This is a genomic window from Bacillus sp. SCT118, from assembly GCF_058566435.1.
Map to the genome: position 1 here is coordinate 1,583,302 of NZ_CP191225.1, position 14,235 is coordinate 1,597,536.

General features: G+C 43.9%; 15 protein-coding genes. 14 read left to right on the plus strand and 1 reads right to left on the minus strand.

Annotated features, from left to right (window positions below; all coding sequences use genetic code 11):
* Positions 1 to 26: 26 nt before the first annotated feature.
* The 8 genes from hemW to mtaB all read left to right on the plus strand — a co-directional run bounded on the left by hemW (position 27) and on the right by mtaB (position 9,207).
* Complete coding sequence (gene hemW, locus ACQVGT_RS08120) at positions 27 to 1,166, plus strand: radical SAM family heme chaperone HemW (RefSeq protein ID WP_015483447.1); 1,140 nt, start codon at positions 27 to 29, stop codon at positions 1,164 to 1,166.
* Positions 1,167 to 1,246: 80 nt separating this feature from the next.
* Complete coding sequence (hrcA, locus tag ACQVGT_RS08125; RefSeq protein ID WP_003246126.1) at positions 1,247 to 2,278, plus strand: heat-inducible transcriptional repressor HrcA; 1,032 nt, start codon at positions 1,247 to 1,249, stop codon at positions 2,276 to 2,278.
* A 71-nt stretch (positions 2,279 to 2,349) separates the two neighbouring features.
* Positions 2,350 to 2,913, plus strand: a complete 564-nt coding sequence (gene grpE / locus ACQVGT_RS08130) for a nucleotide exchange factor GrpE (protein WP_003230005.1) — start codon at positions 2,350 to 2,352, stop codon at positions 2,911 to 2,913.
* A gap of 23 nt (positions 2,914 to 2,936) precedes the next feature.
* On the plus strand, positions 2,937 to 4,772 hold the full coding sequence (gene dnaK / locus ACQVGT_RS08135) for a molecular chaperone DnaK (RefSeq protein WP_014477380.1): 1,836 nt from the start codon (positions 2,937 to 2,939) through the stop codon (positions 4,770 to 4,772).
* Between the two features lie 199 nt (positions 4,773 to 4,971).
* Positions 4,972 to 6,099, plus strand: a complete 1,128-nt coding sequence (gene dnaJ, locus ACQVGT_RS08140) for a molecular chaperone DnaJ (protein ID WP_003230010.1) — start codon at positions 4,972 to 4,974, stop codon at positions 6,097 to 6,099.
* Between the two features lie 24 nt (positions 6,100 to 6,123).
* On the plus strand, positions 6,124 to 7,059 hold the full coding sequence (gene prmA / locus ACQVGT_RS08145; RefSeq protein WP_004398884.1) for a 50S ribosomal protein L11 methyltransferase: 936 nt from the start codon (positions 6,124 to 6,126) through the stop codon (positions 7,057 to 7,059).
* Between the two features lie 22 nt (positions 7,060 to 7,081).
* Positions 7,082 to 7,852, plus strand: a complete 771-nt coding sequence (locus tag ACQVGT_RS08150; protein ID WP_015384126.1) for a 16S rRNA (uracil(1498)-N(3))-methyltransferase — start codon at positions 7,082 to 7,084, stop codon at positions 7,850 to 7,852.
* Positions 7,852 to 9,207 carry a tRNA (N(6)-L-threonylcarbamoyladenosine(37)-C(2))-methylthiotransferase MtaB gene (mtaB, locus tag ACQVGT_RS08155; protein ID WP_003230017.1) on the plus strand — a complete coding sequence of 452 codons (1,356 nt, stop codon included), beginning with the start codon at positions 7,852 to 7,854 and terminating at the stop codon, positions 9,205 to 9,207. Before ACQVGT_RS08150 ends, mtaB begins: the two co-directional genes overlap by 1 nt.
* Before the next feature lie 36 nt (positions 9,208 to 9,243).
* On the opposite strand, the gene ACQVGT_RS08160 is transcribed toward mtaB, so the two are convergent.
* The gene (locus ACQVGT_RS08160; RefSeq protein ID WP_015384125.1) at positions 9,244 to 10,167 is read right to left on the minus strand and encodes a Na/Pi symporter; all 924 of its coding nucleotides are present in this window, start codon (positions 10,165 to 10,167) and stop codon (positions 9,244 to 9,246) included.
* A gap of 172 nt (positions 10,168 to 10,339) precedes the next feature.
* Between ACQVGT_RS08160 and rpsU the strand changes: the two genes are divergently transcribed.
* The 6 genes from rpsU to yqfC all read left to right on the plus strand — a co-directional run bounded on the left by rpsU (position 10,340) and on the right by yqfC (position 14,217).
* Positions 10,340 to 10,513 carry a 30S ribosomal protein S21 gene (gene rpsU / locus ACQVGT_RS08165; protein ID WP_003152957.1) on the plus strand — a complete coding sequence of 58 codons (174 nt, stop codon included), beginning with the start codon at positions 10,340 to 10,342 and terminating at the stop codon, positions 10,511 to 10,513.
* Between the two features lie 14 nt (positions 10,514 to 10,527).
* Entirely contained in the window at positions 10,528 to 10,974 is a 447-nt protein-coding gene (locus ACQVGT_RS08170) for a GatB/YqeY domain-containing protein (RefSeq protein ID WP_003230022.1), read from the plus strand.
* A 130-nt stretch (positions 10,975 to 11,104) separates the two neighbouring features.
* Positions 11,105 to 12,418, plus strand: coding sequence for an NfeD family protein (locus ACQVGT_RS08175; RefSeq protein ID WP_014477376.1), 1,314 nt, complete (start codon positions 11,105 to 11,107; stop codon positions 12,416 to 12,418).
* Positions 12,419 to 12,439: 21 nt separating this feature from the next.
* On the plus strand, positions 12,440 to 13,435 hold the full coding sequence (floA, locus tag ACQVGT_RS08180) for a flotillin-like protein FloA (RefSeq protein ID WP_003237085.1): 996 nt from the start codon (positions 12,440 to 12,442) through the stop codon (positions 13,433 to 13,435).
* A 24-nt stretch (positions 13,436 to 13,459) separates the two neighbouring features.
* The gene (locus tag ACQVGT_RS08185; protein WP_015384123.1) at positions 13,460 to 13,879 is read left to right on the plus strand and encodes a YqfB family membrane protein; all 420 of its coding nucleotides are present in this window, start codon (positions 13,460 to 13,462) and stop codon (positions 13,877 to 13,879) included.
* Between the two features lie 56 nt (positions 13,880 to 13,935).
* The gene (yqfC, locus tag ACQVGT_RS08190) at positions 13,936 to 14,217 is read left to right on the plus strand and encodes a sporulation protein YqfC (RefSeq protein ID WP_003226191.1); all 282 of its coding nucleotides are present in this window, start codon (positions 13,936 to 13,938) and stop codon (positions 14,215 to 14,217) included.
* Positions 14,218 to 14,235: the final 18 nt, after the last annotated feature.

Below are 14,235 nucleotides of genomic sequence, written 5' to 3' on the forward strand. Positions count from 1 at the left end.
TTCTTTCTGTAAAGAAGGTGAATCCGTTGAAATCAGCTTATATCCATATTCCATTTTGTGAGCATATTTGCCACTACTGCGATTTCAATAAATATTTTATTCAAAGTCAGCCAGTCGACGAGTATTTAAACGCACTCGAACAGGAAATGATAAATACAATAGCAAAAACTGGGCAGCCTGATCTTAAAACAATCTTTATCGGAGGAGGCACGCCAACCTCCCTGTCTGAGGAACAGCTCAAAAAGCTGATGGACATGATCAACCGTGTGCTGAAGGCCTCAAGCGACTTATCGGAATTTGCGGTTGAAGCGAATCCGGACGACTTGTCCGCAGAGAAATTAAAAATATTAAAAGAAGCAGGCGTCAATCGCCTCAGCTTTGGTGTGCAAACGTTCGAAGACGATCTGTTAGAAAAAATCGGCCGAGTGCACAAGCAAAAAGATGTATTCACCTCTTTTGAAAGAGCGCGGGAAATCGGTTTTGAGAATATCAGTCTTGATCTCATGTTCGGGCTTCCGGGGCAAACCCTCAAGCATCTGGAACATTCCATAAACACTGCTTTATCACTGGATGCCGAGCATTATTCCGTTTACTCCCTTATTGTAGAACCGAAAACGGTATTTTATAATTTGATGCAAAAAGGGCGGCTTCATCTTCCGCCGCAGGAGCAGGAAGCTGAAATGTATGAAATGGTGATGAGCCAGATGGAAGCTCACGGCATTCATCAATATGAAATCAGCAACTTTGCTAAGGCAGGCATGGAATCTAAGCACAATCTAACGTATTGGAGCAACGAACAATATTTCGGTTTCGGAGCCGGCGCTCACGGATATATCGGCGGCACACGAACAGTGAACGTCGGACCTGTTAAGCATTACATTGACCTGATAGCTGAAAAGGGTTTTCCGTACAGAGATACACATGAAGTGACAACAGAAGAACAGATTGAAGAAGAAATGTTTTTAGGTTTGAGAAAAACAGCCGGTGTCAGCAAAAAACGATTCGCAGAAAAATACGGCCGTTCCCTGGATGGACTTTTCCCAAGCGTATTAAAAGACCTCACTGAAAAAGGGCTGATTCACAATTCGGAGTCTGCCGTTTATTTGACTCATCAAGGGAAATTATTAGGCAATGAAGTTTTTGGCGCTTTTTTGGGTGAGTTATAATTGACATTTTTCTTGTGGTTTGATACTTTTGTTATAGAATTAGCACTCGCTTATTGAGAGTGCTAACAGAGGTGATGATGATGTTAACAAATCGTCAGCTGCTGATCCTTCAGGTTATAATCAACGATTTTATTAAATCGGCACAGCCGGTGGGATCAAGAACTCTTTCGAAAAAAGATGAAATCACATTTAGCTCTGCAACAATAAGAAACGAGATGGCTGACTTGGAGGAATTGGGCTTTATTGAAAAAACCCATTCATCCTCAGGACGTGTTCCGTCAGAAAAAGGGTATCGGTACTATGTTGACCATTTGCTGTCACCCGTCAAACTGACGAAAAGCGACCTGGACCAAATCCACTCGATCTTCAAAGAGAAAATTTTCGAGCTGGAGAAGACAGTTCAAAAATCAGCGCAAATTTTGTCCGATCTGACGAATTACACATCCATCGTACTCGGGCCGAAGCTGAGTGAGAATTACCTTAAACAGATTCAAATCATTCCGATTCAGCCTGATATGGCGGTAGCGATTCTCGTTACCAATACGGGGCATGTGGAAAACAAAACGATTAACTTTCCGACCAAAATGGATCTGTCTGATATTGAAAAACTGGTAAATATACTGAACGACCGTTTAAGCGGCGTTCCAATGGATGAACTGAATGAGCGCATATTTAAGGAAGTTGTCATGTACCTAAGACAGCACATTAAAAACTATGACAATATACTCGACGCGCTTCGTTCAACCTTTCATTCCACAAATCACGTTGAAAAGTTGTTTTTTGGCGGGAAAATCAATATGCTGAACCAGCCTGAGTTCCATGATATCACCCGAGTTCGGTCGCTCCTTTCATTAATTGAGAAAGAACAGGATGTTTTAAAGCTGGTTCAATCCCCGCACACGGGAATTTCGATTAAAATCGGAAAAGAAAACGACTATGAAGAGATGGAAAATTGCAGTCTGATTACGGCTTCTTATTCCGTAGACCAGAAGCAGATCGGCTCAATTGCGATCATCGGCCCGACCCGCATGAATTATTCCAGGGTTGTCAGCCTGCTTCAGCACGTGACTTCGGACTTGTCAAAAGCATTAACAAGTCTGTATGATGAATAAGGGAATTTTGGCAAATTTTATCGAAGGGCAGCACCTGTCCTTCTCCTTACACTTTGAGGGAGGTGAACACAATGTCAGAAGAAAAACAAACCGTTGAACAAAACGAAACAGAAGAGCAAGAAATCATTGAAGAACAAGCTGCCGCTGATGAACAGCAGGAAGAAACAAATGAAAGCGAACTTCTTCAAAACCAAATTAACGAATTGCAAGGTTTGCTTGAGGAAAAAGAAAACAAACTTTTGCGTGTTCAAGCAGACTTTGAAAACTATAAACGACGCAGCCGTTTAGAGATGGAAGCGTCCCAAAAATACCGTTCTCAAAATATCGTGACTGATTTGCTGCCGGCTCTTGACAGCTTTGAACGAGCGCTTCAGGTTGAAGCCGACAATGAACAGACGAAAAGTTTGCTCCAGGGAATGGAAATGGTCCACCGTCAGCTCGTAGAAGCCTTGAAAAAAGAAGGCGTCGAAGCCATCGAAGCTGTAGGGCAGGAATTTGATCCTAATCTGCACCAAGCTGTTATGCAGGCTGAAGACGAAAACTACGGCTCCAACATTGTTGTTGAGGAAATGCAAAAAGGCTATAAGCTGAAGGATCGCGTCATTCGCCCTTCCATGGTCAAAGTGAATCAATAATTACATAGCAGGAGGTTATTCAAGTGAGTAAAGTTATCGGAATCGACTTAGGAACAACAAACTCATGTGTGGCAGTGCTTGAAGGCGGCGAGCCTAAAGTGATTGCTAACGCTGAAGGAAACCGCACAACGCCATCAGTTGTTGCGTTTAAAAACGGCGAACGTCAAGTAGGGGAAGTGGCTAAACGCCAATCTATTACAAACCCTAACACAATTATGTCAGTCAAACGTCATATGGGTACTGATTATAAAGTGGAAATTGAAGGAAAGGATTACACTCCACAAGAAGTGTCTGCTATCATCCTTCAACACCTTAAATCATACGCTGAAAGCTATCTTGGCGAAACAGTATCAAAAGCAGTTATCACAGTTCCTGCATACTTTAACGATGCTGAGCGTCAAGCAACAAAAGACGCTGGTAAAATTGCAGGTCTTGAAGTAGAACGTATCATCAACGAGCCAACTGCAGCAGCGCTTGCATACGGACTTGATAAAACAGATGAAGATCAAACGATCCTAGTATACGACCTTGGCGGCGGTACATTCGACGTTTCCATCCTTGAGCTTGGCGACGGTGTATTCGAAGTTCGTTCAACTGCCGGCGACAACCGTCTGGGCGGGGACGATTTTGACCAAGTTATTATCGATCATCTTGTGTCTGAATTCAAAAAAGAAAACGGCATTGATTTATCAAAAGACAAAATGGCGCTTCAGCGTTTGAAAGACGCAGCTGAAAAAGCGAAAAAAGATCTTTCCGGCGTATCTTCTACGCAAATTTCTTTACCGTTTATCACAGCTGGAGAAGCAGGACCGCTTCACCTTGAACTTACATTAACTCGCGCTAAATTCGAAGAGCTTTCTTCTCATTTAGTAGAGCGCACAATGGGTCCTGTCCGTCAAGCGCTTCAAGATGCAGGACTTTCTGCAAGCGAAATCGACAAAGTCATCCTTGTCGGCGGATCAACTCGTATCCCTGCCGTACAAGAAGCAATCAAAAAAGAAACTGGAAAAGAAGCGCATAAAGGCGTAAACCCGGATGAAGTTGTAGCGCTTGGTGCTGCAATTCAGGGCGGCGTTATCACAGGTGACGTAAAAGACGTTGTTCTTCTTGACGTTACACCGCTTTCTCTCGGTATCGAAACAATGGGCGGCGTGTTTACAAAACTGATCGACCGCAACACGACGATCCCGACAAGCAAATCTCAAGTGTTCTCAACTGCTGCTGATAACCAAACAGCTGTTGATATCCATGTTCTTCAAGGTGAGCGCCCAATGTCTGCCGACAACAAAACACTCGGCCGCTTCCAGCTTACTGATATCCCGCCAGCACCGCGCGGCGTGCCTCAAATCGAAGTTTCTTTCGATATTGACAAAAACGGTATCGTAAACGTAAGAGCAAAAGACTTAGGCACAGGAAAAGAACAAAACATTACAATCAAATCTTCTTCAGGTCTTTCAGATGAAGAGATCGAACGCATGGTTAAAGAAGCGGAAGAAAATGCTGACGCTGATGCGAAGAAAAAAGAAGAAATCGAAGTCCGCAACGAAGCAGATCAGCTTGTTTTCCAAACTGAGAAAACATTAAAAGATCTTGAAGGCAAAGTGGATGAAGAACAAGTGAAAAAAGCCAACGATGCCAAAGACGCTTTAAAAGCAGCGATTGAGAAAAACGAATTTGAAGAGATCAAAGCGAAAAAAGATGAGCTTCAAACAATCGTTCAAGAGCTTTCTATGAAGCTTTATGAAGAAGCCGCTAAAGCACAGCAAGCTCAAGGCGGAGCAAACGCTGAAGGCAAAGCGGATGACAACGTTGTCGACGCTGAATACGAAGAAGTAAACGACGACCAAAACAAAAAATAAGTTCTTTTTAGGGTCAGTCCCGCTTCAGGAGCTGACCGAAAAGAACACATTTCATAATCTGATTCAATGATTAGAAAGTCAAAGTCAGGCATCTCTTGGCTTTGACTTTTTTTCTTGCCCGGGATAAAAGGAATTGAAAAATCATAATTCAAAATGATACAATCTAATTTATGTGAGAAATTCGGGAGAGTGAAGCGAGATGAGTAAGCGTGATTACTATGAAGTGCTGGGAGTAAGTAAGAGCGCTTCAAAGGATGAAATTAAAAAAGCTTATCGGAAGCTGTCAAAAAAATATCATCCTGATATTAACAAAGAAGCCGGATCAGATGAAAAATTTAAAGAGGTAAAAGAAGCGTACGAAACGCTGTCAGATGACCAAAAACGAGCGCATTACGATCAATTTGGTCACACTGATCCTAACCAAGGCTTCGGCGGCGGAGGTTTTGGCGGCGGCGATTTCGGCGGTTTTGGTTTCGATGATATTTTCTCAAGTATTTTCGGCGGAGGCACAAGACGAAGAGATCCAAATGCTCCGCGCCAGGGTGCTGATTTACAGTATACGATGACCCTGTCGTTTGAGGATGCGGCTTTCGGTAAAGAAACAACCATCGAAATTCCCCGCGAGGAAACGTGCGAAACATGTAAAGGCTCAGGCGCGAAACCTGGAACAAATCCAGAAACATGCTCCCACTGCGGAGGCTCCGGCCAGTTAAACGTGGAGCAAAATACACCGTTTGGAAAAGTCGTTAACAGACGGGTCTGCCACCACTGTGAAGGTACAGGCAAAATCATTAAAAACAAATGTGCGGACTGCGGCGGCAAAGGAAAAATCAAAAAACGCAAGAAAATCAACGTGACAATTCCAGCCGGTGTAGATGACGGGCAGCAGCTTCGTCTCTCGGGACAGGGTGAACCAGGAATAAACGGCGGCCCTGCCGGGGATTTATTTGTCGTGTTCCATGTACGCGCACACGAGTTCTTCGAGCGTGACGGCGATGATATTTACTGTGAAATGCCGTTAACGTTTGCTCAGGCTGCTCTTGGAGATGAGGTAGAAGTGCCGACGCTGCATGGAAAAGTGAAATTGAAAATTCCGGCCGGTACACAAACAGGAACGAAATTCAGATTAAGAGGCAAAGGCGTTCAAAATGTCAGAGGCTATGGACAGGGTGACCAGCATATCGTCGTCCGCGTCGTTACGCCGACAAATCTGACTGATAAACAAAAAGACATTATCCGCGAATTTGCCGAAGTCAGCGGAAACCTGCCTGACGAACAGGAAATGAGTTTCTTTGACAAGGTAAAACGCGCGTTTAAAGGCGATTAATTATTGGATGAGGAGTTGGTAGTTTTGAAATGGTCCGAATTAAGCATTCACACAACACATGAAGCGGTCGAACCTATCTCAAATATATTGCATGAAGCTGGTGCAAGTGGGGTTGTGATAGAGGACCCGCTTGATTTAATTAAAGAACGTGAGAATGTGTACGGGGAAATCTACCAGCTCGACCCCAATGATTACCCAGATGAGGGTGTCATTGTCAAAGCATATCTGCCTGTTAACAGTTTTCTGGGCGAAACTGTAGACGGCATTAAAGAAACGATTAATAATCTCCTTCTTTACAATATTGATTTGGGCAGAAACCACATCACTATTTCTGAAGTAAATGAAGAAGAGTGGGCGACTGCCTGGAAAAAGTATTATCATCCTGTGAAAATTTCTGAAAAGTTTACAATTGTGCCGACGTGGGAGGAATATACGCCGGTCCATACTGATGAACTGATTATTGAAATGGACCCGGGAATGGCTTTCGGCACAGGGACACATCCGACAACCGTACTCTGCATTCAGGCGCTTGAACGCTTTGTGCAAAAGGGTGATAAGGTGATTGATGTCGGCACTGGTTCGGGAATTTTAAGTATTGCGGCTGCAATGCTTGAGGCTGAATCGGTTCATGCCTACGATCTTGATCCCGTGGCTGTAGAAAGTGCACGCCTCAATCTCAAGCTGAACAAAGTCAGCGATATTGCTCAAGTGAAGCAAAACAATTTGTTAGACGGGATTGAAGGGGAACATGATGTGATTGTGGCCAACATTTTGGCTGAAGTCATTCTTCGCTTTACTTCACAAGCGTACAGCCTGTTAAAAGAAGGCGGCCACTTTATTACGTCAGGAATCATCGGTCATAAAAAACAAGAAGTAAAAGAAGCACTGGAACAAGCTGGCTTTACCATTGTAGAAATCCTTTCAATGGAAGATTGGGTCAGCATTATTGCGAAAAAATAACAGTTAGTAGGTGTCACAGCGTATGCAACGATATTTTATCGAGCTCACGAAGCAGCAAATAGAGGAAGCGCCGGCTTTTTCGATTACCGGCGAAGATGTTCATCATATTGTGAACGTGATGAGAATGAATGAGGGAGATCAGATTATCTGCTGCTCTCAAGACGGCTTCGAGGCAAAATGTGAACTTCAATCTGTTTCCAAAGATAAAGTGTCCTGCCTTGTGATAGAATGGACGAATGAAAACAGAGAGCTTCCGATAAAGGTCTATATTGCGAGCGGCCTTCCGAAAGGAGATAAGCTTGAATGGATTATCCAAAAGGGGACTGAGCTCGGAGCTCATGCCTTTATTCCTTTCCAAGCCGCGCGTTCTGTTGTCAAGCTGGATGACAAAAAGGCAAAGAAAAAGCGGGAAAGATGGACGAAAATTGCAAAGGAAGCGGCTGAGCAATCGTACCGTAACGAAGTGCCGCGAGTGATGGATGTCCATTCTTTTCAGCAGCTTCTTCAAAGGATGCAGGATTTCGATAAATGTGTCGTTGCATACGAGGAGTCATCGAAGCAAGGGGAAATAAGCGCATTCAGCGCGATTGTAAGCAGCCTTCCGAAAGGATCATCTCTATTGATCGTATTTGGTCCCGAAGGCGGTTTAACAGAAGCGGAGGTTGAACGGCTCACAGAGCAAGACGGTGTGACGTGCGGCCTTGGACCGAGAATTTTAAGGACAGAAACCGCTCCGCTATACGCGTTAAGCGCGATTTCTTATCAAACAGAGTTATTAAGAGGTGATCAGTAATGGCAACTGTTGCTTTCCATACGCTTGGCTGTAAAGTCAACCATTATGAAACAGAAGCAATCTGGCAGCTTTTCAAAGAAGCGGGCTATGAAAGAAGAGATTTTGAACAAACAGCTGATGTATATGTCATTAATACATGTACGGTTACAAATACGGGAGATAAAAAAAGCCGCCAAGTGATCAGACGCGCCATTCGTCAAAATCCTGACGGTGTCATCTGTGTCACAGGCTGCTACGCGCAAACCTCACCTGCTGAGATTATGGCGATCCCCGGTGTCGACATTGTAGTCGGAACACAGGACCGTGAAAAAATGCTTGGCTACATTGACCAATACCGAGAAGAACGCCAGCCGATTAATGGCGTCAGCAACATCATGAAAGCAAGAGTATATGAAGAGCTTGATGTGCCTGCTTTCACGGACCGGACAAGAGCGTCATTGAAAATACAGGAGGGCTGCAATAATTTCTGCACATTCTGTATCATTCCGTGGGCGAGAGGCCTGCTCCGCTCCCGCGACCCTGAAGAAGTCATTAAACAAGCGCAGCAGCTTGTCGATGCCGGATATAAGGAAATTGTTCTTACGGGTATTCATACAGGCGGCTACGGCGAAGATATGAAAGATTACAACTTCGCGAAGCTTTTGAGCGAATTAGACACCCGTGTGGAAGGCGTGAAACGGATCAGAATTTCTTCAATCGAAGCCAGCCAAATCACTGACGAAGTGATCGAGGTCTTAGACCGCTCAGATAAGATAGTGAATCATCTGCATATTCCTATCCAATCCGGATCAAACACAGTGCTTAAACGGATGAGACGCAAATATACAATGGAATTCTTTGCAGACCGTTTAAATAAATTGAAAAAAGCACTGCCAGGCTTAGCTGTTACTTCTGATGTCATCGTCGGGTTCCCTGGAGAAACAGAAGAAGAATTTATGGAAACCTATAACTTTATTAAAGAACATAAATTCTCTGAACTGCATGTTTTCCCTTACAGTAAGCGTACAGGAACACCAGCTGCGCGAATGGAAGACCAAGTGGATGAAAACGTGAAAAACGAACGTGTGCACCGCCTGATTGCTCTTTCTGACCAGCTTGCAAAAGAATACGCTTCTCAGTATGAAAATGAAGTGCTTGAGATTATCCCTGAGGAAGCGTTTAAGGAAACAGAAGAAGAAAATATGTTTGTCGGTTACACAGACAATTATATGAAGGTTGTTTTCAAAGGTACGGAAGATATGATCGGCAAAATCGTAAAAGTCAAAATCCTAAAAGCAGGTTATCCTTACAACGAAGGACAGTTTGTCCGTGTGGTTGAGGATGAAATAACTGAACACATGCGTTTGTCTTCTTAACCTAAAAAATCGGTGCATTAAAATGTACCGGTTTTTTTATTTAGCCGGGATAAGAAAGTGAATCAATCGGTAAAACAAGTTTGTAAGCGGAAGGAATAAAAGAGCTGTTACTACATTAAATAAAAGACTGAAATGAGCAATCCTTTGGGTAGGATCGGGTGATAAATGCTCTACAAAGCCGGTCGCTGCGGTCAGAAAAGGCAATACTAGAGCCACCCCTAGCACGTTAAATACCACATGGGCATACGCTGTCTGTTTCGCCGCATATCCGCCGGATACAGCAGCCATGACAGCTGTAATGCATGTCCCGATATTGGATCCGAGTACGACGCTCATCGCCTGTGTCAGTCCGATAATCCCTTCATTCATAAAACTCATCAAAATGCCGATACAGACAGAACTGGAGTGAATGATGGCAGTTAACACCATCCCGATGAGCAAAGCGGACCAGTTTGAATCGTTAACATGGTATAGAACGTCGGCTCCCGTTTTCAGCTTCGTCAGCGGCCCGGCAAGGTGGCTGAATCCGCTGATGCAAAAGAAGATGATGCCCAGTCCAAGGAAGCTTGTTCCCAGCTGTTTCAAAGGATACCTGCCAGTCAGAAAAAACAATAAACCTCCTATTAAAAGAACCCAAATCAAAATATCCATTTTGATAGCAATAAATTCAGTTGTAAAAGTAGAGCCAACATTCGTCCCCAGAATCATCGGTATCGTCCGCTTAAAAGAAAGAACGCCCGCACTTACAAAGCCGATGACAATGACCATAAAGGCTGAACTGCTCTGAAGTATCCCCGTAAATACAATGCTGATAAGAAACGCTTTTAACGGATGGTCCGTAAATAAAAGCAAACGATCTTCAATTTTTGAGTACGCCATAGAAATTAAGCCTTTTCGAAGCATGTTCATGCCTGCGAGAAAGAATAATATAAGAGCAGTAAAGCTAATCAGAATTAACATCCTATTCACCAACCCCTTTCTATCATTATATAGACAGGCAGTCGCACTCATGACGGAAAAGTGAACTCACTTAGTTGACCTGACTGATGGCTTATATTATAATGTCAAAGTACATGTTTATATGTGTAACTTAAAGGTAGTCGATTGGTGTATTCGGAGGGAGGGAAAGAGAATGTCAAAAACGGTCGTTAGAAAAAACGAATCGCTTGAAGATGCTCTTCGTCGCTTCAAACGCAGTGTATCAAAGACAGGTACTTTGCAAGAAGCAAGAAAGCGTGAATTTTATGAAAAACCTAGCGTAAAGCGCAAGAAAAAGTCTGAAGCTGCTAGAAAACGCAAATTCTAAAAGAGGGTGGATTTATGAGTCTTCTTGAGCGTCTCAACCAGGATATGAAGCTGTATATGAAAAACCGTGAGAAAGACAAACTGACTGTCGTTCGAATGGTTAAGGCTTCACTTCAAAATGAAGCAATTAAGCTTAAGAAAGACAGTTTGACCGAGGATGAGGAACTCACTGTCCTTTCTCGTGAACTTAAGCAACGTAAAGACTCCCTCCAGGAATTTTCAAACGCTAATCGTTTAGATTTAGTAGATAAAGTTCAAAAAGAGCTGGACATTTTAGAAGTTTATTTACCTGAGCAGCTGTCAGAAGAAGAGCTGCGTACAATCGTAAATGAAACCATCGCGGAGGTCGGTGCGAGCTCAAAAGCGGACATGGGCAAAGTGATGGGGGCAATTATGCCTAAAGTAAAAGGTAAAGCTGACGGAAGTTTAATTAATAAGCTTGTGAGCAGTCAACTGTCTTAAATGGCAAAGAAAAGGACATCTTTCTAAGAGAGATGTCTTTTTTTATACATAAAAAAATGAAACCTTTGATACATTTGTTACGTATGAAGAGAAGGCACTTATTATAAAAGGAAGGAGGGATACACCGCCCTTGCTTCAAATCAAAGGATTCCGTGCTGCTCTTTTGAGTATATTTTTGCTTTCTTTATTAGGCGTACAACTGAACGCAAAAGCAGAAAAACAAACTGTTTATGTGATTCCGGTTGAAAAAAATGTCGAACAGGGTCTCGCCTCGTTTTTGTCCCGTTCGTTACAAGACGCAAAGGATGCACATGCAGACCATATTATTCTTGATATCAATACCCCGGGGGGATTGGTCAAATCTGCTATTGATATGGCCGATTTGATAACCGAAAGCGAGATCCCCGTAACTGCATATGTCAACAAACGCGCGTTGTCTGCTGGTGCATATATTGCACTGCAAGCAGATCACATTTATATGGCGCCTGGCGGAAAAATGGGAGCCGCCGCGATTGTTGATGGCCAAGGCAATGCCGCTGACCAAAAAGCTCAATCACTTTGGCTGGCAGAGATGGAAGATGCCGCAGTGAAAAATAACCGCGATCCAAAATATGCGCTCGCAATGGCTGACCCGGATATAGATGCCAAGGAAGTCGGCGCGCCTAAGGGAGATCTGCTGACACTTAACGCAGACAAGGCAATTGAGGTAGGCTATTCAGAAGGCACTGCTGACAATTTGTCCACGCTCGTAAAGAAGCTTGGGTTCGAAAAAGCGCAGATCAGCTACGCAAAGGAGAGCTTTGCGGAAAAGACGGCAAGGTGGCTGACGAATCCGGTCATTGTCCCTATTCTGCTGACAATCGCTTTTTTAGGTCTGACGGTGGAGCTTTTTTCACCGGGTGTCGGCCTCCCTGGAACGGCTGGACTTATTGCGTTATTGCTGTTCTTTTACGGGCATCTTGCAGCCGGCCTTGCCGGGTATGAGACGGTTCTCCTCTTTATAGCAGGGGTGATCCTCATCCTGCTTGAGATTTTTCTTCCCGGAGGAATCATTGGATTACTGGGCTTGGGAGCGATTATTGCGAGCCTGTTTTTAGCCGCGGGGAGCTTCACTGTCATGGCGGTTTCTCTCTTGATCGCCTCAGCTGTTTCGATTACAGCTTTTATTTTACTGACAAGGGTGTTGGGAAAGCGTATGAAATTCTTTAAGAAATTGATATTAAATGATTCTACAAATACGGAGAGCGGCTACGTTTCAAATCAAACGCGCACGGACTTAATGGGAAAAGTGGGTATAACCTTTACACCGCTGCGTCCTTCCGGTACCGTCATTATTGATGATGAACGCCTTGACGTCGTTTCAGAGGGATCGTTTACAGAAAAAGATAAGAAAGTAAAGGTGATTAAAGTAGAAGGCTCCCGCATTGTCGTGCGAGAAATTTAAACAGAAACGAGGAGAATAGATATGGATCCATCAACACTTATGATTCTGGCTATTATCGTAGTAGGGATCATTGTTTTAGCTGTATTTTTTACATTTGTGCCTGTGATGCTATGGATTTCAGCATTAGCAGCCGGAGTTAGAATCAGCATTTTCACTCTTGTAGGGATGAGGCTTCGCCGCGTCATTCCGAATCGGGTTGTTAACCCGCTGATTAAAGCGCATAAAGCCGGACTCGACGTTGGAACAAACCAGCTTGAAAGCCACTATCTTGCCGGAGGAAACGTTGACAGAGTTGTCAATGCTCTGATCGCTGCTCAGCGAGCCAACATTGAACTCACATTCGAACGCTGTGCTGCTATTGATCTTGCCGGCCGTGACGTATTGGAAGCCGTGCAGATGAGTGTTAACCCTAAGGTGATTGAAACACCATTTATTGCCGGTGTTGCCATGGACGGGATTGAAATGAAAGCGAAAGCGAGAATCACAGTAAGAGCGAATATCGAACGCCTCGTCGGGGGAGCAGGGGAAGAAACCATTGTAGCCCGTGTCGGCGAAGGGATTGTCTCTACAATCGGTTCATCAGATAATCATAAAAAAGTGCTTGAAAACCCTGATATGATTTCTCAGACAGTCCTTGGAAAAGGATTGGACTCAGGAACTGCGTTTGAAATTCTCTCAATTGATATTGCAGATGTAGATATCGGCAAAAACATCGGTGCAATTTTACAAACCGATCAGGCCGAGGCTGATAAAAACATCGCGCAGGCAAAAGCGGAAGAACGACGTGCGATGGCTGTCGCTCAAGAACAGGAAATGCGCGCCCGCGTAGAAGAAATGCGCGCGAAAGTGGTAGAAGCCGAAGCGGAAGTGCCGCTTGCGATGGCAGAAGCTTTACGTGAAGGGAATATTGGCGTCATGGACTACATGAATATCAAAAACATCGATGCTGACACAGAAATGCGTGATTCATTCGGCAAACTGACGAAAGATTCGTCTGATGAAGACCGCAAATCATAATCTCTCTAAGAAGGGAGAACTCTGATGGAAGATATACTGACCAATCCGCTTATTATTGCAGCGATTATCGGAATCATTTCTGCGATTTTCGGCAAAAAGAACAAAGAAGAAAAGCAAAACAGCCAAAAAAGAAAAAAACCTCAACACGTGCAATCTGCTTCTCCTCAAAAGAAGCAGTCAAAAGAAGACGCCCCTGCACCTATCCCTAACCGTATGGAACAGGCAAGACGGGAAGCGGAAGAAAGACGCAGGGAAACAGCAAGAAACTTGAAAGGGCTGGAACGAGATCTTGCTGCTGCCAAACAAAAAACAGTATACACAAAACAAAAAATGCTTCAGGTGAATAAAGACACTGTCGTACAGGGGATCGTTCTAGGAGAGGTGTTCGGACCTCCACGGGCGAAAAAACCTCACCGTACGATGCGCCCAGCCCGTAAAAATTAAAGTGTTAGAACCTCCTTTCAAATCATACATATGAGATGAAAGGGGGTTCTTTTTGTATGGGGCAAAGAAAGAATCGTATGAAAGCTTGGCTGACAAGAGCATTGGAAATTCCCCCGGACGTTATGATGGATCTGCCGAGGATTACAATGGTTGGCAGACTTCATATCTACATAGAAAACCACAGAGGTCTTTTGCTTTTCAGTGAGAATGAAGTGAGGCTGATGCTGAAGCAGGGCCAGTGCATCATATCTGGTAAAAATTTTGTCATCAAGGCGATTCTTCCGGAAGAGATACTTTTGGAGGGTACGATTGATGTCGTTCGATATGTTGAGTCATAAAGCCGAGGGGGAAATGTT

Bases quoted from the DNA above. Each gene is read 5' to 3' on its own strand.
- ACQVGT_RS08185 (WP_015384123.1), top strand. From the start codon at position 13,460: ATGGAAGATATACTGACCAATCCGCTTATTATTGCAGCGATTATCGGA.
- mtaB (WP_003230017.1), top strand. From the start codon at position 7,852: ATGGCAACTGTTGCTTTCCATACGCTTGGCTGTAAAGTCAACCATTAT.
- dnaJ (WP_003230010.1), top strand. From the start codon at position 4,972: ATGAGTAAGCGTGATTACTATGAAGTGCTGGGAGTAAGTAAGAGCGCT.
- grpE (WP_003230005.1), top strand. From the start codon at position 2,350: ATGTCAGAAGAAAAACAAACCGTTGAACAAAACGAAACAGAAGAGCAA.
- hrcA (WP_003246126.1), top strand. From the start codon at position 1,247: ATGTTAACAAATCGTCAGCTGCTGATCCTTCAGGTTATAATCAACGAT.
- rpsU (WP_003152957.1), top strand. From the start codon at position 10,340: ATGTCAAAAACGGTCGTTAGAAAAAACGAATCGCTTGAAGATGCTCTT.
- floA (WP_003237085.1), top strand. From the start codon at position 12,440: ATGGATCCATCAACACTTATGATTCTGGCTATTATCGTAGTAGGGATC.
- ACQVGT_RS08150 (WP_015384126.1), top strand. From the start codon at position 7,082: ATGCAACGATATTTTATCGAGCTCACGAAGCAGCAAATAGAGGAAGCG.
- ACQVGT_RS08160 (WP_015384125.1), bottom strand. From the start codon at position 10,167: ATGTTAATTCTGATTAGCTTTACTGCTCTTATATTATTCTTTCTCGCA.
- ACQVGT_RS08170 (WP_003230022.1), top strand. From the start codon at position 10,528: ATGAGTCTTCTTGAGCGTCTCAACCAGGATATGAAGCTGTATATGAAA.
- yqfC (WP_003226191.1), top strand. From the start codon at position 13,936: ATGGGGCAAAGAAAGAATCGTATGAAAGCTTGGCTGACAAGAGCATTG.